This is a genomic window from Legionella pneumophila subsp. pneumophila str. Philadelphia 1 (genome assembly GCF_000008485.1).
Taxonomy (GTDB): Bacteria; Pseudomonadota; Gammaproteobacteria; order Legionellales; family Legionellaceae; genus Legionella; species Legionella pneumophila.
The window spans coordinates 792,151-811,134 of the sequence record NC_002942.5; the positions used below are offsets into that span (position 1 = coordinate 792,151).

Genomic DNA, 18,984 nt, shown 5'->3' on the forward strand with positions numbered 1-18,984 from the left:
GAAGCTCATGAAGTTAAAATCATTGTTATTTGTTGTATGTTTCAGTTTATTTTCTAACGTTTTTGCTGCAAATCTTCACTTACATCCCAAGGCTGATAATGCAGACAAGAAATCAATACAAAAGAGCGTAACTTATCCTGGTTACTGCCAAATTGAAATCATTAACCAAAGCTTCACAGATGTTCGTGTATTCGGTACGTTTGATGATGGCACAACTATAGATTTTAATATCTATCGTTATGAGTCACCTCACTACATAAGCCTATTCTATAATTTCTATTGCCATAGTGGTATGTACATTACTATTACATCACCTTACTATACTATTTATTCCGGTTGGACAAATGTGAACAGTACCATCCGTGTAGTTCCTTACTTGAAAGAAGCTAAGGCTGAGTTATCAACCAGATAATTCGTTGAAAATTCGGGAAAGCTCTCAATGATTCGAGAGTTTTCCTTTCCTTTGAGGAGTTGTACATGAAATACCTCATTCCCTGCGTAGTACTGTTTCCTTTACTTTCTTCCTGCACAGTTATCCAAGAAGACTTTTATCAGCCAGAGTATTTGGGGCCTGCTCCTCGCGTAGAGGTTACCCCCTCATATCCTCAAGGGCATTATCATCGTCATTACAATCAGCGATATCATAGTAATAATCGATACTATAGTGCGCCAAGGGGGCAGGTTCATTATGAGCATGCGAAAACTCAAGGCCATGCTGCGGTAGTTACTCCGCCACCATCACAAGCCAGAGTCGAAGTTCAGAAAAATGTTCACGGACACAATGCAAATAACGGTCAGGTGCATGGACATGCTCATGATAATGGTAATGTGCACAGCCATCCTGATTCTTCTAATGTACATGGACATGATACTTCCAATCCTGAGGAACAGAAAAAAATTCATGGCCATAGTTAATAATTTAACTTGCTGAATACAGGAAACTTTTTTTTTAAAAGAACTAAAATTGTACTATTATCCTCTTCGTATCCGGGTAATTTTTATGATACTCTAATAACGTTTTTATCTTTAAGGAGCCTCTATGCGCGACTCACTTAAGATGTTATTAGTGGGATCCATATCCATGATAATTATTGCGTGTGCCGCTTCTCCTCTGTCGGAAAGTACAGGGGAATATCTTGATAGTTCAACGACTACTGCCAAGGTGAAAGCCAGTTTGGTTGACCAATTGGGGACTATGGGATTTGCCGTAAAAGTAAAAACATATAAAGATCAAGTGCAGTTGAGCGGTTTTGTCGATTCTCAAAAAATAAAACAAAGAGCTGGGATTATTGCGGCTGGCGTAGATGGTGTAAAGAGTGTTCGTAATGACCTTATTATAAAAACAAGGTAAATATAACCTTCCAACCAAGGAACATTCATGTTTGACGAAAGTTATAGTATAAAAAATTTTGATGATGTTCTTTTTAAAGCAATTTCTGATGAAAAACGACGCCAAGAAGAACACATTGAATTAATAGCATCTGAAAATTATGTCAGCCCGAGAGTATTGGAGGCTCAGGGTTCTGTGTTGACGAATAAATACGCTGAAGGATATCCAGGCAAACGCTATTACGGAGGTTGTGAGTTTGTTGATGTCGCTGAGGAGTTAGCCATTTCAAGGGCAAAATTACTTTTTGGCGCTCATTATGTCAATGTGCAACCGCATTCGGGATCACAAGCGAACGCAGCAGTCATGATGGCATTATTGTCCCCAGGCGATACTTTTATGGGCATGGCTTTACCTCATGGTGGGCACTTGACTCATGGGTCAAAGGTTAATTTTTCAGGTAAATTATACCATTCTGTCGAGTATGGTGTTGATAGCAATACGGGTTTGATTGATTATGATGCTCTGGAAAAACTTGCGCTTCAACACAAACCAAAATTGATCATTGCCGGTTTTTCAGCTTATTCCAGGATCCTGGATTGGGCTCGATTTAGAGAAATTGCCGATAAGGTCGGCGCTTATTTAATGGCGGACATCGCTCATGTAGCTGGTCTGGTGGCTGTAGGGTTATATCCTTCTCCTGTTCCTTATGCGGATGTTGTGACAACGACAACTCATAAAACTTTAAGAGGACCTCGCGGTGGTTTAATCCTTTGTAAGGAAAACGAAGAAATTGAGAAAAAATTAAATTCTTCTGTATTTCCTGGTATGCAAGGTGGGCCCTTAATGCATGTAATTGCAGCCAAGGCAGTTGCTTTTGCAGAAGCTCTGTTACCCGAATTCAAAACTTATCAGCAACAGGTTTTAGCTAATGCCAGAACGATGTGCAGTGTGTTACAAAGCAGAGGCTATGATATTGTTTCTGGCGGAACTGATAATCATCTTTTGCTAGTGGATTTGATAAATAAAGGAATTACAGGTAAAGAAGCTGACGCTGCTGTAGGCAGAGCTAACATAACAGTCAATAAAAATTCGGTTCCCAATGATCCTCGCTCGCCTTTTGTAACGAGTGGTTTACGTTTGGGTACGCCTGCTGCAACCACAAGAGGCTTTAAAGAAAGAGAGATTACTTTGTTATCTAACTGGGTAGCGGATGTCCTTGATAATGTTCATGATGAAACTAATATTTCAAGAGTGAAAACCCAGGTGTTGCTACTCTGTCGTGAATTTCCGGTTTATGCCTAATCATGTATTGTCCATTTTGTCATGCGGAAGAAACAAAGGTAGTGGATTCACGTCTGGTCGCGGATGGCGCTCAAGTTCGCAGAAGGCGTGAATGTCTGGAATGTCATGAGCGGTTTACTACTTTTGAAACCGCTGAATTGATTATGCCATTGATTATAAAACGTGATGGAAGAAGAGAACCGTTTCATATTGATAATTTACGTTCTGGCATGTTGAGAGCCTTGGAGAAAAGACCTGTCAGCGTTGATGATTTGGAAAAAGCTATTATTTCTATCACTGAGGAAATTCGAAGAAGAGGTGAACGCGAGATCGATTCCCAGGTGGTTGGCGAGTTGGTAATGAAGGAATTATTCAGGCTTGATCATGTGGCCTATGTGCGTTTTGCATCAGTGTATAAACGCTTTAAAGATGTGAGTGATTTTAGACAAACAATTGATCAAATGAAAAATGAAGATAAGGAAAAGTCTTAGATAAAAAATGTGAAGGGCTCACTTTTCTTGTTGTTATTAGAATAATATGAGGTAATTGTGGAAAAACAATCAATTCGTGGTAAAAGACGAGCTCGAAAATTTGCATTGCAAGCCCTTTATCAATGGCTGATGTCTGGTACAGATCTTCATGAAATTGAAGCTCAATTCAGAACAATTAATAATATGGATAAAGTAGATGGAGAATATTTCTGCCGCCTGTTATACGGCATTCCAACTCATGTGGAAGCATTGGAGGCAAGTTTACTGCCGTATCTAGACAGAGAAATCAATGCATTGAATCCAATAGAGCTTACTGTATTGAGAATTGGGTCTTTTGAATTGTTTCATTGCCCTGAGATACCTTATAAGGTCATTCTTGATGAATCAGTATCCTTGACTAAAGAGTTTGGTTCACAAGAGGGATATCGTTACGTTAATGGGGTATTGAATAATTTGGCAAAACAGGTTCGTTCTGTTGAAGTCAGTCTTGATAATGAATGAATTTACCCTGATTGATCATTATTTTAAATCCATCCCATGCAAGAGAAATGATGTCCTTTTTGGGATAGGGGATGATGCTGCTTGCTTGCAGGTTCCCGATGGAATGCATTTGCTAGTCAGCACGGATACTTTAGTTTCAGGCATTCATTTTCTACCGCAATGGGATCCCTATGATATTGCCTGCAAGGCAGTAATGGTCAATATTAGTGACATGGCTGCCATGGGCGCACAGCCATGTTGGGTGACTCTTGCATTGACCTTGCCCGAATTGAATCAGAGTTGGCTTGATTCCTTCGCGAGAGGGATAAAAGACTCTCTTGGCTTATATAATGTGGATCTGATCGGTGGTGACACGACCAAAGGCCCGTTATCAATCACTTTGACCATCATGGGGCTCACACCTCAGGGACAAGCAATCAGACGTTGTGGCGCACAAGCGGGTGACGCGATTATGGTTTCCGGTGAATTGGGGGCTGCGGGTCTGGCTGTAAAATTGCTGGATGAGCATAAAAAAGTGAATGCAAAAGATAAAGTAGAATTAATGAATAAACTATTACATCCTAAACCACGGGTGGATTTATGCCATTTGCTTAGAAAATATGCTACTTCAGCGATTGATATCTCCGATGGGTTAGGCGCTGATTTAAATCATATTTGCGCCGCAAGTGGTGTTGGGGCCAACTTGTTTGAAGAAGCAATACCCAGGCATCCTTTATTGAATCAATATTGTCCTGAACAAGCCCTTGACTTGGCTCTTTCAGGAGGTGATGATTACGAGTTATGTTTTACAGTTTCAATACAACAGCTGGATTCTTTTAATCGGGATCTTCAAAAAGAAAATCTGATCTGTTTTCCCATCGGTGTGATAGAGGAGAAACCAGGATTAAGAATACAATCAGCTGATAGTCCAAGTAAAGAATTGCAACCCAGAGGCTATTCACATTTTTAAATCCCGCCTCTATAGTATGATAATAAAAATTAAAGACAAAATTCGATTCTAAAGTGATGTGATAGCGATATTTAGGTTGAGGAGCAAATATGAACCAAGTCAATTTGGCAAATCGAGTATGGCAAGATCCCGTTTATTTTATCGCTTTTGGTTTTGGCAGTGGATTGATGTCAATTGCTCCAGGCACGTGGGGGACATTAGCTGCTATTCCCCTCTATTTATTAATGATCAATGCTCATTGGAGCATTTATTTATTATGGACTGCCCTGGCATTTGCGCTGGGAGTTTGGGTCAGTGACAGAGTGACAGAAGATCTTGGGGTACATGATTACAAAGGAATTGTATGGGATGAAGTGGTTGGTTATTTATTAACTATGTTTTTAGTTCCCAAAGGAATATCATGGATGTTAATTGGCTTTATTTTGTTCCGTATTTTTGATATCTGGAAACCCCAACCAATACGTATGGTCGATCAAAGAGTTCACGGTGGGTTAGGAATTATGCTGGACGATGTTTTAGCAGCAGTTCCTGCCTGGTGTATTATGCAAATCTTGGTTTGGAGCTTTGCTTAATGAATGAAAATCATAAAGAGCTAATTAGCATAGGGTTAACAGTCAGTATCGTTATCTTCTCGCTTTACATTGTTCATAAATTCATTCCTTCCATGATATGGGCCGCTATTATTGTTATAGCTACCTATCCCTTATACACCAGATGGCGTAAATTATTTGGTAACAAACACAACACATCAGCGTTCTTATTTACAACACTGATGGGCTTGCTTTTCCTTATTCCCTTGAGTTGGCTTATAGGAATCCTTATCAAGGAGTCTCAATTATTTATTAATTTTTTGCAGCATATTAATAAGGAAGGTGGAGCCGCCCCTGAGTTTTTTAAAAATATTCCATTGGTTGGAGATGATTTAATTCAATATTGGGATGTGAATATTGGTAAGCCGGGAAATATCAAGGAGTTTTTATCTAATTTGCATGTAACGTTAACCCCTACCAGCTATTACATCAAGCAGATTGGGGTCAATTTGGCTCATCGTAGTTTTCAAGTAGGATTTACCCTTTTAACACTTTTTTTCTTCTATCGTGATGGGGATAAATTACTATTACAAATTCAGCATATAGGAGAATATTGTTTGGGTGACAGATGGTTTCGTTATTCCGACAGGCTTCCCAGCGCGTTGCGAGGTACTGTGAATGGAACTATTGTTGTTGGCATAGGGGTAGGTATATTAATGGGCGTTTGCTATGCCTTGGTTGGGTTTCCAGCCCCCACATTGACTGGGTTTATTACCGCATTGGCAGCTATGATACCTTTTGTTGTTCCTGTTGTTTTTATCATAGTCGCTTTGATTTTACTTTCCGTTGGCAGTTTGATTGGAGGCATCATTGTTCTGGTTTGGGGAACTTTGGTTATGTTTGTTGCTGATCATTTTGTAAAGCCAGTTCTTATCGGTGGAGCGATACAATTACCTTTCCTGGCTGTTTTGTTCGGCATTTTGGGGGGAGTAGAAACTTTGGGTTTGCTTGGCCTGTTTCTAGGGCCGATGGTGATGGTTTTGTTTGTGACCTTGTGGCAGGAACCCCAAGGCCACAAGAAGTCATCAGGTTGACTTGTCAAAGGTAAAATTGATACCCACATTGAATGTGCTGAGTGTATAGCGACTGTTGTTAAAGTCGGACAGACTACTGGTCGTGAGAAAGCGGAAGTCCATAGCAAGCCAGGCGAAATCATCCATTAGATACCCTACGCCTACAATGCCCTGTCCAGCTCCTGAGACCATGGTAGTGCTAAATCCAGCTGAAGCCGGCAGATTGACGGGAGTTGTTTTTACGAAATTATTTCTATTTTGAATACGTACTTGTCCTGCGCCTATTCCAATATAAGGTACATAAGTACTTTCATTCACAGAACTAAAAAAATCATAATACAGATTGAGCAAACCATAGAGAGCTGCACTACTGCCATCATAACCCAGTCGATTAACTTCAAAAGCGGAAGGACAAACGCCTGTTGGAGTTAGGACATTAGGACTTTGTAAAGTACAGGAACTTATTGTGAAAGGACCAGTTGAAATCCGGTTATATAGTACCTCCCCTTCAATGCGATAGTGGCTTATTTTATAACCTAATACAGCCCCTCCACCTCCAGAAACAGGACTGTATTCCACGTTGGCAGTAATGGTTCGGTTGGGTTCGGTAAATATAAGGTCCTCACCAGAAGGCCCATGACTTATTTCCCCCAATATCCCAACGTAGAAGCCTTGAGGCTGGTTGAAGGCAAAAGTTGAGCCGCTTAATAGCAAACCGGATAATACCGAGAGTTGAATTAACTTCTTCATTGCGTATCCTTACTTATAATTTCCTTGATCAAAACGGTAGATTGCTCCCACGCTGGCCAAATGAGCCTGGTAGGTTTTTCCAAAATTACTCGAATTATCGGTTGCGATATAGCGGTAAGCCAAATTTGCCGCATAATTTTCGGAGAAATTATAAGTTATTCCCACAGTTCCCTGGTAGGCAAAGGCGCTGTCGCTGGTGGTAAAGTAAGATGGTCTAAAAGGACCTATGCTGTCAAGCTCTGTCCTAAGAGAGGCATAACCAATCCCCAATCCAATAAATGGCGCAATGGCTGGCAGCATATCAGGGCAATCATAGTAAATATTGGCCATGATAGTATTGGCGGAGGTAAAACCGGTAACACCGAGCTGTGTTATAAAGTTAAGATTAAACTTTCTGGCTTCACCCCTGAGATAGGTGTATTCTACTTCATAGCGGATTGGGTTGCTTTGGTAGCCTACTCGTCCTCCGGCGTTATACCCGTTATTGTATCCCACCTCATCACGGAATACCCCATAAGCGAAATTGTATATGTTGGGGGGAATATAAGTGTAACCTCCAAATGCGCTGGCATACCACCCGTCTACAGGTACAGCGGCGTAGGCAACACCCGTAGCTAATATAGCTGTTGTAAGTAATGTAATTCTCATGACATCCCTTTTTATTATTATTATTTTTTAACTGATTCATGTTAGCGGTTTGTCTTAAATTTGCAAGTTTTCTATTGCGCTTTATTGAGCAATTTAAATTTTAAATTCCAGTTAGCTCAATGATTTTGTTGCTTGTATAAAATTCTGATTAAGGTAAGATGAAATTTGGACAAGGAACAAGGAGCGTATATGCCACCAAAGGATGGAAAAGAGTTATTGGATATAGTCGACAATTTAAACGAATTTGCCGAAAAGTTATTAAGTCGAATTGCGGATGAATCCGATGAAGGATGTAAGCAATTAGTTCATGTCTTGGAATCTGCCCGGGCAAGATATAATAAGCCCATTGAATCATGGCTTAAAGGTTGGTTTTACCAGTTTACCAGAAAACGCGGACAAGAAATTGATATGGCAATTAAAGGCATGGAAGCGTTCCCTGATGCCTACACTCGCTTGCAGGAGTTTAAGTTATTGGTTGGGAAAGGGGAGTGGGAACATGGATCGTTTAATTATTATTTATTTGATGAGCTTATCAAGTCAGTTCCTGGCTATAAACCATTAGAAAGTGAGTTAGTCCATCCAATTATTTTGAAGCTCAGACAAAAAATAAATAAAAGAATTGACGAGTTTATGTCGCAATACCTGGCTACCCAAAAATTAATAGAAGCTCGAAAACAGGAATTGTTGCAGACACATCAAAGTGCTCAGAAATTTATAGATAATGTTTCAATTATCAATGACCTGGAAGCAGCTAAAAAATCAGCCAAAGAAAATAAGGGCATTATACAATTTTGCTTAATTTTTGAAAGTGATATTTGGAAGCTTTCCTGGGTAGATGCAACAGGGAAAGTGTATGCTTTGGAACCCGGGGAAGAGTTAATCCAAATTCTAATAGACGGAAAGATTAAGGATATTGTTAAGGATATTGATAATCTAAGTGCTTTGCATTTGAAACAGCTTAAACAGGAGTGTGTAAAAGCCCGAGAAATGCTTCTAGGACGAGTTCAACTGCTCATCAATCCGAAAGATCCGAGAACTCAAGCTGAGTTGACTAATGATGTATTAAAGGAAAATGGGACTTCTGCTACTTTTGTTTTGCGCGGTAAACCTAATGAGTATTCGTTGTGGTGGATAAATACATTAGGTTTCGCACATGAAATTTCATTAGAACCCTATGCATCTATGAAAACATGGTTAAATGATCAAAGTCATCCGCTAAAGGAAGAACACATTCCTCAACTTAAGACTTATTTATTGAATGTAAATACTATCAAGTCCATTGATGTCAAGGAAGACATGAAGGCATTTAAAGCTCAATTGCAGGAATGTTTGGCTGCCGGACCAAAATCTAAAATACCTCCTGCCAGTGGCGCAATCAAGACGACAAATGCCAAAAAACTGGATTTGCGCTTATTTGGAGACGTTGAACGGTGTTTGAGAAGCCAGTTAAGTGAAAGACAAGAAGAAAAGGCTGCAATACAAGAACCTGGTAAAATTAATCTAAATAAATATGAGAATATTGCCACCTTGTTCGGTAACAGAGCGCAAAACATGGAGCAACACGAAGGTCAACACTCAAAACCAAATGATAGTCTCTCTATAAGATCTATTTAATTAATAAATGCAATAACTGCCTTGAATTTTATTTCAAGGCAGTTATTGCATTCAAATGCATTGATTAAAACCATTAGTGATAGGATATCTCCAGTCTTTACCAAAGGCCAGATTACTTATCTTTATTCCTGGTGCAGCCTGACGTCTCTTGTATTCATTACGTTTAATCAATTGAATGATTTTGTTGACCACTTGAGGTTTAAATCCTTTGGCAATGATTTCAGAGGGACTTAAATTCTGTTCCATGTAAGCCATGATAATGGCATCCAGTTCACCGTATTCGGGTAAACTATCCTGATCTGTCTGGTTTGGTTTTAATTCAGCAGAAGGGGGTCTGGTAATGACTCGCTCTGGGATAACCAATGAAATCTTGTTTCTATACCTCACTAATTCATACACTTGAGTTTTCAGTACATCTTTTAATACGGCAAATCCGCCGGCCATGTCGCCATATAAAGTGGCATAACCTACAGCTGTTTCACTCTTGTTACTGGTAGTAAGAACCATTTTCCCTGTTTTATTTGACAAAGCCATGAGCAGCATCCCACGTATTCTTGCCTGAATATTTTCTTCCGTGGTATCTGGTGGCAAGTCTTTAAAAACAGGATGAAGCGATTCAATCATAGATTGAAACATGGGTTCAATCGGTATAATGGAATGTGCAACTTTAAGGTTGCTTAATTGTTCCAGTGCATCTTCATTGCTGATTGACGCGGTATATCGTGAGGGCATCAACACAGCATGGACTTGCTCTGCTCCGAGCGCATCGACAGCTATTGCTAAAGTTAAGGCAGAGTCAATGCCTCCGGAGAGCCCAAGCAGTACGCCGGGGAAATTGTTTTTTCTGACGTAATCTCTGGTACCACAAACCAGTGCCTTATAAATAAGCGCTTCTTTGTCGAGGTAAGGGGTGCTTGATCCGTCTATTTTGTTACCGTCTATATTGACAGTACATAAGCTTTCTTCAAAGGCAGGAGCCAGAGCACGGATAATACCTTGATTATCCATGGCTAAAGATTGCCCATCAAAAAGCAAATCGTCCTGACCACCAATTTGATTGACATAAATAATGTACACCCCCCGTTTAGCATAAGATCTTAAAAGCTCTTCTCTCAGCTGGTATTTACGATAATCAAAGGGGGAGGCGTTTAAACTGATTAAAATGGAAATGCCACTGTCAAGTAAATCATCTACAGGACCCTTTTGCCATAAATCTTCACATATGCAAAACCCTAATTTATGGTTTTTAATTGATAAGACGCAAGGATCTTTTTTACCAGGAGTAAAATATCTTGCTTCATCAAAAACTCCATAATTTGGCAATTTTTGCTTGTGATATGCTCTGATTTTTTCTCCTTGATAAAAGATGCTGAAGCCATTGTAGCAATCCCCAATGTGTATCATTGGATGTCCGACAATGACATAACAATCCTTGGTAGTATCCTGAATATCCTGGAGGTTGAGCATGATTTTATCATGATATTCTTTTCGAAAGAGTAAATCTTCCGCCGGATAACCGGATAGAGTTAATTCTGGAAAAATAATCACATCATGGTTTGCCTGGTGGTTTTGGATGACATCAATAATTTTTTTTGTATTCGCGTCAATAGCTCCAACTGTTGGATTAATTTGAGCCATCAGTATTGTCAAGGGTGCATTCATGAAAATCTGTCAATTAATTTGTATATAGGAATTGTAGCTTAGAGGGCATTGATATGGCTACAGATGAAGAGGATGGTAGTCAGGTTAATTAGAGAAGTTTTTATTTTTGCATTTATCCGCTCACTTATGGTCGCGGCTCGGATCATGACTCACTCTGAGTCAGATAGGATCATGGTTAAAACCGAGCCGCAACCGTAAGGGAGCGGATAGAACAACCCATTCTATTGTCAAAAAGCGTAAAAAATGACTACAATATACGATTTTTCCTGGACAAATCCAAGGTATGTTAAACGAAGCAATATCAAAAATGCCAGAGGCTTTTGAAGCTAAAATATTGCTTCGGGGTGAAGAGTACTTTCAAAAAGGCCAAGTATTGAATATTCGCTTAAGTGACGGCTTGCTCAAAGGGAGAGTGAAGGGTAGTGCAAGTCAAATTTATGATATCCATATGGATTTAAAATCATGGCCAGCAAAGCCTTCTCGATGTTCATGTGCTTATCAATATAATTGCAAACACGCCGCAGCTTGTCTTTTTGCATTAAGAGACAGAGAAAAAATAAACCTGCAGTCACTGCCTTCTAACAAACTAGATCGAAAATTAGATGTTTGGTTAAAAAATTTACGAGCACAAGAAGCATCAGAAATAAAAAGAGAAGAGGCGACACACCATCTGACTTATTTGATTGATTTAAAGCTTCGGGGTTATGAGCACAAAGTAAGCATTAAATTAGCTTTGGCCAAACTATTAAAACGTGGCGGTTACGGGAAAAAAATAATCTTTAATACTCTGGCTAATTCAAAAAAACAACATTTTATGGGTGATGATAATGACATTGTGGCTCAATTGTTATTTAAATGTAATGTATCCGGTTGGTTTGATAATCTTTTGATTCGGAATACAGAGCTTCTTGATAAGATCATTGCAACCGGAAGAGCTTTTTTTATTGAAAATGAGGATACCCCTATAAAAAAGGGAGAGACTTTGACTGGTGAATGCCAGTGGATTTTATCCTGGAATGGCAATCAGATTTTAAAATTAAGGCATGATAATCAGAATATTGAGCCATTATTATTGGATGAAAGTTGGTATTTTGATATTAAAAATGTGGTAATGGGTCACTTAAACTCTCCTTATCCTATCAAGCAGCTTCGTCATTTGTTGGATGCACCACCTATTCCTCTTGAACAAGCCGAGTTATTGGCTAAAAAAATGTCTAAAAATTGCCCTGAATTTCCCATGCCCAATGTGTTTAATCAAAAGGAAACGAAACAATTAAAACCAATTCCTGTGTTAATTCTCGATGCGGTTACCGAACAGGAAGAACACAGGTGGATTGATGACGGAGAGGAAAATAATTCTCTTTATATAGCAAAAGTCTTTTTTGATTATGAAGGATTGCTTGTTCCCTTTGCGGAAGAGTGTGAAAAAGTGGTGTCTTTAAAAGGAGATGTATTAGTTGAATACCAACGTGATAAGGAATTTGAAGATTTAAAAATTCAAGAGTTGAGAAATTCAATTGATTTGAGGCCATATCATCAATGGGAAAAATACCATTGGAATTTACCCGACCACTCTTTTTTTATTTTAAAAGATGTGCAAATTGTTTCAGACTTGGAAAGTCTTTATCAGCAATCGTTACCTTATTTAAAAGACCATGGATGGCGTATAGAGTTTGCAAGCCCGTTTTATCAAGAGATTGTTTCTGCTGATGAAGTGGAATGGTATTCCGATATTCAGGAAAGTACGACCGATTTTTTTTCCTATCAATTGGGTATTTTGGTTGAAGGCAAGCCAGTGAGTATTGTGCCGCTGGTTGCGGATTTGATTCAACGTTACAAAGGGAATGATTTAGATAATTTACCTGATGAGCAGCTGGTTAAACTCCCATTGTTGGATGGTCGTTTATTGCAATTGCCCATGGGGCGAATTAAGCCATTGGTCCGTTTGTTATTACAGTTTGGCTTGCGCCAAATCGATCAGAATCTGCAATTACAGATTAATAAATATCAACTGGTGTTAATGCAGGAAGTTGAATTGGCTATTGCTGCAACCAAATCACGTTGGCAAGGTGCTGAATCATTAAGAGAAGAATTAAGGAAGCTGGTCAGATTAAATGATCTGCCAGAAATAAAGATTCCGTCTGGCCTTCAAGCTCATTTGAGGGATTATCAACACTATGGGTTAAATTGGTTACAATTTTTGCGGGTCAGTCGTTTTAATGGCGTATTAGCGGATGATATGGGACTTGGCAAAACAGTGCAGACTCTCGCCCATTTACAATATGAGAAAGAACAATCAAGATTACATAAAGCCAGTTTAATCATAGCTCCCACCAGTCTTGTTGGTAATTGGTTTGCCGAGGCCAAGCGATTTACGCCAGAGATCAGAGTATTGATTTACCATGGAAGTGATAGACATCAGGACAATTTTGATGATTATGATTTAATTATTTCTACCTACGGATTAATTCACAGGGACAAAGAAAAATTTGTTGGTTACCCCTTTTATTATCTCATTTTGGACGAAGCGCAATTCATTAAGAATGCACGGACAAAAACAACACAAATCATTCAACAATTAAAGGCTTCACACCGTTTATGTCTTACTGGAACTCCACTAGAGAATAATTTAGGCGAACTCTGGTCTTTATTTCATTTTCTAATGCCCGGGCTATTGGGTGATGCAAAGCAATTCAGGCTTTGGTTCAGAACGCCTATAGAAAAATATGCCGATATGGGAAGAAGGGATTTGTTAGCAAAAAGAGTGCAACCTTTTTTACTGCGCCGAACCAAAAATCAGGTAGCCAATGAACTCCCGCCCAAAACGGAAATAACTCGTACTATAGAGTTGGTTGGTGCTCAGCGGGATCTTTATGAGGCTATCCGCATGAGCATGGAAAAAAAGGTGAGAGATGCCATAGCAAGGCAAGGATTGGGGAAAAGTCATATATTATTACTTGATGCCTTGTTGAAATTGCGGCAGGTTTGTTGTGATCCAAGATTGTTGTCTATGTCTGAAGCGGAGATTGCCCACGGTACTTCATGCAAGCTCGATGCACTGATGGAGTTGCTTGATAATTTGGTTGAAGAGGGAAGGCGAGTACTGGTATTTTCACAATTTACATCGATGCTAAAACTGATTGAGGAATTATTAATAGTCAGGCAATACGATTATTTGAAATTGACGGGACAGACCCAAAACAGACAGGCCTTAGTCGATCAATTTCAACAAGGTGATACGCCAATATTTTTAATTAGTTTGAAAGCAGGAGGCACAGGACTTAATCTGACTCGTGCAGATACTGTGATTCATTATGATCCCTGGTGGAATCCTTCTGTTGAGGACCAGGCTACTGACAGAACTCATCGAATAGGCCAAGAAAGCCCTGTTTTTGTTTACAAGTTGATTACATCAGGTACTGTAGAAGAGGCAATTCTTGGTATGCAAGAGAAGAAAAGGCAATTAGTGGAAGGGATTTTGTCTACAGACGCTTCCAGGTCAATGGTTTTAAGTGAAGAAGATTTGAATCAATTTTTTATGCCTTTATGAATAAAAGTAACGGTTTATTATCCGCTCCCTGACGGTCGCAGCTCGGTTTGATGGTTGAGGATTGGTTTGATCCATAATCCGAGCTGCGACCGTCAGGGAGCGGATAATAACCCTATATTTATTTTAAAGATTTCAGTAGCAAAGTTACCTATCATGGCTTATGCTTTATTACAAGCTCTTGTATAACTTGAACTTTGTATTCCAAAAGAGTACAGAATTTATACAAGAGGTATACTGATTCAATTACGGAGATTACTTATGAAATTATGGAAAGTGTTATGTAGTTTTGTAATTGCTGTATGTTATTTACCATTAGCCTTTGCAGCATCACAGTCTCCTGCCGGTACCTGGACAACCATTGATGATAAAACCGGAGCTAAGAGAGCAGTAGTTAACCTTAAAGTATCAAATGGTACTTTAAGTGGTACTATTGTGAAGGTATATCCACAACCAGGTGATACCGGAATTTGTTCTAAGTGCCCTGGCGCATTCAAGGACAAAAAAATTCAAGGGTTGACTTTTGTTTGGGGATTAAAAGATGAAGGCAACGGCGTCTGGAGTGGTGGCTCTATCCTCGATCCCAAAACAGGAAAAATTTATAAGGCTAAGATGACACTGCAGGGTAATAAACTGTATGTCAGAGGGTATTTTGGAGTTTCTGCTCTAGGACGTACTCAAACCTGGATTCGATAAGTAGTACTGAAGGATGTTTTTATATATAATGTGGGATAGTGCTTTCTCTTGTCATTGAAAGCAGTTGGTACTATCCCGCATTTTGTTTTTAGTGTTATGATCATTTGCAATTAGATTAGGAATGTCTTTAAATAAATTGTCTTCCCTATAAATAAATTCTCAAAAAATATTATTACCATGCTTGATTTGCAAATATCTAAAAAAACGGTTGATCCACTAAAACGCCCCCCGCATTCTGTAGAGGCTGAGCAATCCATTATTGGTGGTTTGATGCTCGACAATCAAGTCTGGGATAAGGTAAGCAATAAATTATGCGAAACCGATTTTTATCGTACTGAGCACCGAATTCTTTTTAGAGCCATTTCTGCTTTAGCCAAAAAAGATCAACCTTTTGATGTAGTGACGCTTCTTGATGCTTTAAAAACACGCAACGAGTTAGATGATGCTGGTGGAGAAGCCTATTTATTTGAGTTGGCTAATAACACACCAAGTGTAGCGAATGTGACCGCTTATGCGGATATTGTTCGGGAAAAATCAGTCCAGAGGCAACTGATAGCGGTAGCAACAGAAATTGCTGATTCCGCTTATAATCCTGCTGGAAGAGAAGTGCCTGAGCTATTGGATATGGCCGAAACCAAAGTATTTGCTATTGGTGAACAAACAGCGAGTGACGGGGGTCCAGAAAATATTAAATCCATTTTGGTACGGGCGGTAGAGAAAATAGATGCCCTCTATCATAATGGTGATGCGATTACAGGCCTTGCGACAGGCTTATCCGATTTGGATGAAATGACATCGGGTTTACAGCCTTCTGACCTGATTATCGTTGCTGGCCGTCCATCGATGGGAAAAACAACTTTGGTGATGAATATGGCAGAGCATGCGGCAATTAAAGCCGGTAAGCCAGTATTGGTTTTCTCTATGGAAATGCCTGCTGATTCCCTGGCAATGAGAATGATGTCTTCCTTGGGGCGAATAGATCAGCATCGGATTCGTACTGGTAAATTAGATGATAATGACTGGCCACGAGTGACCTCCGCGGTGCATATGCTTTCTGAAGCTCCTTTGTTTATAGATGATACTCCAGCTTTAAGTCCTGGAGAAATGAGGGCACGTGCCAGACGTTTAGCAAAGGAACATGGTTCGTTAGGGCTTATCGTTGTCGATTATTTACAATTAATGAAAGTGCCCGGGTTTAATGCAGACAATAGAACAGCGGAAATCTCCGAAATTTCTCGGAGTCTTAAATCGCTGGCAAAAGAGTTACAGGTTCCCGTAATTGCTTTATCTCAGCTGAATAGAAGCCTCGAGCAGCGAGCAGATAAGCGGCCAGTGATGTCAGATTTGCGAGAATCAGGAGCAATTGAGCAGGATGCTGACTTAATCTGTTTTATTTATAGAGATGAAGTATATAATGAGGACAGTCCTGATAAAGGCACTGCGGAAATCATTGTTGCCAAGCAAAGAAATGGACCCATAGGCAAAGTCAGGGTAGCCTTTTTGGGTAAGTACACACGATTTGAAGATTTGGCATTTAATGGTTATCAAGGGGTAGAATAGGGTGTCAAGACCTACACGTTTAGTGATAGAGCCCAGTGCTTTATTGCATAATTTATCTCAAATCAAGCATTTAGCTCCAGGCAAAAAAGTTATCGCTATGGTAAAAGCCAACGCCTATGGCTGTGGAGTCAGGGAAGTTGCCCCTGTCCTTGATGGGCGTATTGAGGCTTTTGGAGTAGCCTGCCTTGAGGAGGCTCTGGCTATTCGAGCTTTAGGTGTTGAAACCCCGTGCATTCTCTTTCAGGGCGTCTTTAGTTCTGATGAATTGTCAGTAGCCGTTGAGAATGATTTCGCCTGTGTTCTTCATCACGCACAGCAGTTGGAATGGCTAATCAAGACTCCGTTGCCTTACCCGATAAAAGTATGGGTGAAGGTAAACACAGGCATGCACAGACTGGGATTTAAAATCCATGAATTGCAAAAAGTGATGGGGGCATTGCAAACCTGTACCTGGGTTGATAAAAGTATAGGGTTAATGACTCATTTGGCTTGCGCAGATGAACCTCATCGTCCTGAGAATCAACAACAGATCTCTTTGTTTCAGGAGATATCCATACCTGGGTTTCGCCAACGCAGTATCGCTAATTCGGCGGCAATTATTTCATTCCCTGATTCGCAGGCTGATGTGGTGAGGCCCGGGATTATGTTGTATGGTGTTTCCCCATTTGCAAATCAAAATGCCCATGATTTAGGTTTAATCCCTGTCATGCGTTTTATGTCAGCCATCAGCGCGATTCATGATAACCCATCTTTTGCCCAGGTAGGCTATGGTGGAACCTGGAAAAGTGATAAACCTTCGCGAATTGGTGTTGTTGCAGCAGGTTATGGCGATGGGTACCCACGGCATATTTCCGAGAAAACACCGGTTTGGGTTAGAGGGAGGGAGGTGTCTATTGTTGGCAGAGTTTCTATGGATATGCTGACCATCGATTTGACAGAGCACCCTGATATTGAGATCGGCGATGAAGTTGAGCTTTGGGGAACACATGTTTTAGTAGAGCGCATTGCCAAATCAGCAGGTACAGTAGGATACGAATTATTATGTCAAATTTCGGAGAGAGTACGTTACAAATAAGTTATGGATAATAACTGTTCGTGGTGGTAGAATGACAACCGATTTTGTAACTCTTTAAACAGGTGAACTGTAATGAAAAAATTAATTGTTGCATCATTATCCCTAACATTCATGCTAGGTGGCTGTGCCTCAATGAACAAAGAAGGTGTAGGTACAATTACTGGTGGTGTGGTAGGTGGATTACTTGGTAGCCAGTTTGGTGGTGGTTCAGGTAAGGTTGCAGCTGCAGGAGCAGGAGCATTATTAGGAGCTTACCTGGGTGGCCAAATTGGAAAAACAATGGATAAAGTAGACCGACTTGAAATGCAAAGGGCCCTCGAAACAGCTCCAACAGGTAAAGCAGTTGCATGGTCAAATCCGGATACTGGATACCGTTATACTGTCCAGCCAACGAGAACTTATTATAATGCTCAACAACCTTGCCGTGAGTACATTACCAAAGCCATGATTGGTGGAAAAACCCAACAAATTTATGGTAAGGCCTGTCGTCAAGCTGATGGTTCGTGGCGTGTTGTGAATTAATTAATTGATTAAGATTGTTGGGGAAAACCCAACAATCTCATTTTATTATTCTAACCAATTAAGACAGAACTTACGAAAAATCCCCGTCTCTTTGTTAAAAAATGTTTTTAATTCGGTCATTTGGCTTATCTAAATTCCTTCGTTAAAATCATTTTTTGCCTTGACCTTGGAGTTTTCAATATACAAATCCTACGATAATCTTTTATAAAAATCTTTCCTGCTTTCGATTAATGAGCTTAACCCCTCCTTGTTTTGTGCTATATTTATACAGCGAGTTGCTAATTTAGTATTAATCAGGGAGAGTGCAATGGCTCACTTAATTCATAGCGTACTGCCGGTGCCACCAAGGAAAATCGCTTATATTCATCCTGATGATAGTGTCAAAGAATGTATTAAACAGATGGTTGAAAAAGATATAGGTGCATTAGTTGTTTTCGACAATGATGCCCACTTGATTGGTATTGTGAGTGAAAGAGACATACTTCGCTGTTATTTTCATAAGAGTCTAAGTTTGGAAACTGCAAAAGTATCTGATGTTGTTTATACCAACGTCACGATCTTAAGTCCACATGATTCGGTAGAGAAAGCCATGCAAGTGATAACTGAAACAAAAAGAAGACATGTATTAATCCAGGAAGAAGGTGAGCTATTAGCTATATTGTCAATAGGAGACTTGTTGTACCACGTACTGGAAGATAAATTGCGAGTGATTGAGCATTTGGAAAATTATATTCACTCCTGAAATATAAACTCTT

General features: G+C 39.7%; 19 protein-coding genes. 16 read left to right on the top strand and 3 right to left on the bottom strand.

From position 1 onward, the window contains the following. Positions 1 to 7 precede the first annotated feature (7 nt). From LPG_RS03580 to LPG_RS03620, 9 genes are all read left to right on the top strand, one after another. Positions 8 to 412, top strand: coding sequence for a hypothetical protein (locus tag LPG_RS03580; protein ID WP_010946459.1), 405 nt, complete (start codon positions 8 to 10; stop codon positions 410 to 412). A 65-nt stretch (positions 413 to 477) separates the two neighbouring features. Beyond that, complete coding sequence (locus LPG_RS03585) at positions 478 to 915, top strand: hypothetical protein (protein WP_010946460.1); 438 nt, start codon at positions 478 to 480, stop codon at positions 913 to 915. 124 nt (positions 916 to 1,039) lie between these two features. Next, on the top strand, positions 1,040 to 1,351 hold the full coding sequence (locus tag LPG_RS03590; protein WP_010946461.1) for a BON domain-containing protein: 312 nt from the start codon (positions 1,040 to 1,042) through the stop codon (positions 1,349 to 1,351). A gap of 27 nt (positions 1,352 to 1,378) precedes the next feature. Further along, entirely contained in the window at positions 1,379 to 2,632 is a 1,254-nt protein-coding gene (glyA, locus tag LPG_RS03595) for a serine hydroxymethyltransferase (RefSeq protein ID WP_010946462.1), read from the top strand. A 2-nt stretch (positions 2,633 to 2,634) separates the two neighbouring features. Then, positions 2,635 to 3,102: a transcriptional regulator NrdR gene (gene nrdR, locus LPG_RS03600; protein ID WP_010946463.1), complete on the top strand. Its 468-nt coding sequence runs from the start codon at positions 2,635 to 2,637 to the stop codon at positions 3,100 to 3,102. Positions 3,103 to 3,159: 57 nt separating this feature from the next. Further along, a complete protein-coding gene (nusB, locus tag LPG_RS03605) occupies positions 3,160 to 3,603 on the top strand; it encodes a transcription antitermination factor NusB (RefSeq protein ID WP_011213300.1) in 444 nt (147 codons plus the stop codon). Beyond that, entirely contained in the window at positions 3,596 to 4,552 is a 957-nt protein-coding gene (gene thiL / locus LPG_RS03610; protein ID WP_011213301.1) for a thiamine-phosphate kinase, read from the top strand. Before nusB ends, thiL begins: the two co-directional genes overlap by 8 nt. A gap of 89 nt (positions 4,553 to 4,641) precedes the next feature. Then, entirely contained in the window at positions 4,642 to 5,124 is a 483-nt protein-coding gene (locus LPG_RS03615; RefSeq protein ID WP_010946466.1) for a phosphatidylglycerophosphatase A family protein, read from the top strand. Then, the gene (locus tag LPG_RS03620) at positions 5,124 to 6,176 is read left to right on the top strand and encodes an AI-2E family transporter (RefSeq protein ID WP_010946467.1); all 1,053 of its coding nucleotides are present in this window, start codon (positions 5,124 to 5,126) and stop codon (positions 6,174 to 6,176) included. The genes LPG_RS03615 and LPG_RS03620 overlap by 1 nt, the downstream gene beginning before the upstream one ends. On the opposite strand, the gene LPG_RS03625 is transcribed toward LPG_RS03620, so the two are convergent. Together LPG_RS03625 and LPG_RS03630 are read right to left on the bottom strand one after the other, a co-directional pair. Further along, on the bottom strand, positions 6,168 to 6,905 hold the full coding sequence (locus LPG_RS03625) for a hypothetical protein (protein WP_010946468.1): 738 nt from the start codon (positions 6,903 to 6,905) through the stop codon (positions 6,168 to 6,170). The genes LPG_RS03620 and LPG_RS03625 overlap by 9 nt on opposite strands. 9 nt (positions 6,906 to 6,914) lie before the next feature. Continuing rightward, positions 6,915 to 7,553 carry an outer membrane protein gene (locus tag LPG_RS03630; protein ID WP_010946469.1) on the bottom strand — a complete coding sequence of 213 codons (639 nt, stop codon included), beginning with the start codon at positions 7,551 to 7,553 and terminating at the stop codon, positions 6,915 to 6,917. Between the two features lie 165 nt (positions 7,554 to 7,718). Between LPG_RS03630 and ravH the strand changes: the two genes are divergently transcribed. Next, positions 7,719 to 9,167: a Dot/Icm T4SS effector RavH gene (gene ravH, locus LPG_RS03635; RefSeq protein WP_010946470.1), complete on the top strand. Its 1,449-nt coding sequence runs from the start codon at positions 7,719 to 7,721 to the stop codon at positions 9,165 to 9,167. 51 nt (positions 9,168 to 9,218) lie between these two features. Here ravH and LPG_RS03640 read toward each other — a convergent pair whose 3' ends face one another. After that, positions 9,219 to 10,829, bottom strand: coding sequence for an NAD+ synthase (locus LPG_RS03640; RefSeq protein ID WP_010946471.1), 1,611 nt, complete (start codon positions 10,827 to 10,829; stop codon positions 9,219 to 9,221). Positions 10,830 to 11,112: 283 nt separating this feature from the next. Between LPG_RS03640 and LPG_RS03645 the strand changes: the two genes are divergently transcribed. The 6 genes from LPG_RS03645 (at position 11,113) to LPG_RS03670 (ending at position 18,971) form a co-directional block, all read left to right on the top strand. Continuing rightward, the gene (locus LPG_RS03645) at positions 11,113 to 14,379 is read left to right on the top strand and encodes a DEAD/DEAH box helicase (protein ID WP_010946472.1); all 3,267 of its coding nucleotides are present in this window, start codon (positions 11,113 to 11,115) and stop codon (positions 14,377 to 14,379) included. A gap of 258 nt (positions 14,380 to 14,637) precedes the next feature. Continuing rightward, complete coding sequence (locus LPG_RS03650) at positions 14,638 to 15,072, top strand: DUF2147 domain-containing protein (protein ID WP_010946474.1); 435 nt, start codon at positions 14,638 to 14,640, stop codon at positions 15,070 to 15,072. Positions 15,073 to 15,249: 177 nt separating this feature from the next. After that, entirely contained in the window at positions 15,250 to 16,632 is a 1,383-nt protein-coding gene (dnaB, locus tag LPG_RS03655; protein WP_010946475.1) for a replicative DNA helicase, read from the top strand. A 1-nt stretch (position 16,633) separates the two neighbouring features. Next, positions 16,634 to 17,707, top strand: a complete 1,074-nt coding sequence (gene alr, locus LPG_RS03660; RefSeq protein WP_010946476.1) for an alanine racemase — start codon at positions 16,634 to 16,636, stop codon at positions 17,705 to 17,707. A 72-nt stretch (positions 17,708 to 17,779) separates the two neighbouring features. After that, on the top strand, positions 17,780 to 18,229 hold the full coding sequence (locus tag LPG_RS03665) for an RT0821/Lpp0805 family surface protein (RefSeq protein WP_010946477.1): 450 nt from the start codon (positions 17,780 to 17,782) through the stop codon (positions 18,227 to 18,229). A 307-nt stretch (positions 18,230 to 18,536) separates the two neighbouring features. Beyond that, positions 18,537 to 18,971: a CBS domain-containing protein gene (locus LPG_RS03670; protein ID WP_011213303.1), complete on the top strand. Its 435-nt coding sequence runs from the start codon at positions 18,537 to 18,539 to the stop codon at positions 18,969 to 18,971. The last annotated feature ends 13 nt before the right edge of the window (positions 18,972 to 18,984 follow it).

Bases quoted from the DNA above. Each gene is read 5' to 3' on its own strand.
- LPG_RS03590 (WP_010946461.1), top strand. From the start codon at position 1,040: ATGCGCGACTCACTTAAGATGTTATTAGTGGGATCCATATCCATGATA.
- LPG_RS03670 (WP_011213303.1), top strand. From the start codon at position 18,537: ATGGCTCACTTAATTCATAGCGTACTGCCGGTGCCACCAAGGAAAATC.
- LPG_RS03585 (WP_010946460.1), top strand. From the start codon at position 478: ATGAAATACCTCATTCCCTGCGTAGTACTGTTTCCTTTACTTTCTTCC.
- LPG_RS03630 (WP_010946469.1), bottom strand. From the start codon at position 7,553: ATGAGAATTACATTACTTACAACAGCTATATTAGCTACGGGTGTTGCC.
- thiL (WP_011213301.1), top strand. From the start codon at position 3,596: ATGAATGAATTTACCCTGATTGATCATTATTTTAAATCCATCCCATGC.
- nrdR (WP_010946463.1), top strand. From the start codon at position 2,635: ATGTATTGTCCATTTTGTCATGCGGAAGAAACAAAGGTAGTGGATTCA.
- dnaB (WP_010946475.1), top strand. From the start codon at position 15,250: ATGCTTGATTTGCAAATATCTAAAAAAACGGTTGATCCACTAAAACGC.
- LPG_RS03645 (WP_010946472.1), top strand. From the start codon at position 11,113: ATGTTAAACGAAGCAATATCAAAAATGCCAGAGGCTTTTGAAGCTAAA.
- LPG_RS03665 (WP_010946477.1), top strand. From the start codon at position 17,780: ATGAAAAAATTAATTGTTGCATCATTATCCCTAACATTCATGCTAGGT.
- LPG_RS03620 (WP_010946467.1), top strand. From the start codon at position 5,124: ATGAATGAAAATCATAAAGAGCTAATTAGCATAGGGTTAACAGTCAGT.
- LPG_RS03650 (WP_010946474.1), top strand. From the start codon at position 14,638: ATGAAATTATGGAAAGTGTTATGTAGTTTTGTAATTGCTGTATGTTAT.
- LPG_RS03580 (WP_010946459.1), top strand. From the start codon at position 8: ATGAAGTTAAAATCATTGTTATTTGTTGTATGTTTCAGTTTATTTTCT.
- LPG_RS03625 (WP_010946468.1), bottom strand. From the start codon at position 6,905: ATGAAGAAGTTAATTCAACTCTCGGTATTATCCGGTTTGCTATTAAGC.
- LPG_RS03640 (WP_010946471.1), bottom strand. From the start codon at position 10,829: ATGAATGCACCCTTGACAATACTGATGGCTCAAATTAATCCAACAGTT.
- glyA (WP_010946462.1), top strand. From the start codon at position 1,379: ATGTTTGACGAAAGTTATAGTATAAAAAATTTTGATGATGTTCTTTTT.
- LPG_RS03615 (WP_010946466.1), top strand. From the start codon at position 4,642: ATGAACCAAGTCAATTTGGCAAATCGAGTATGGCAAGATCCCGTTTAT.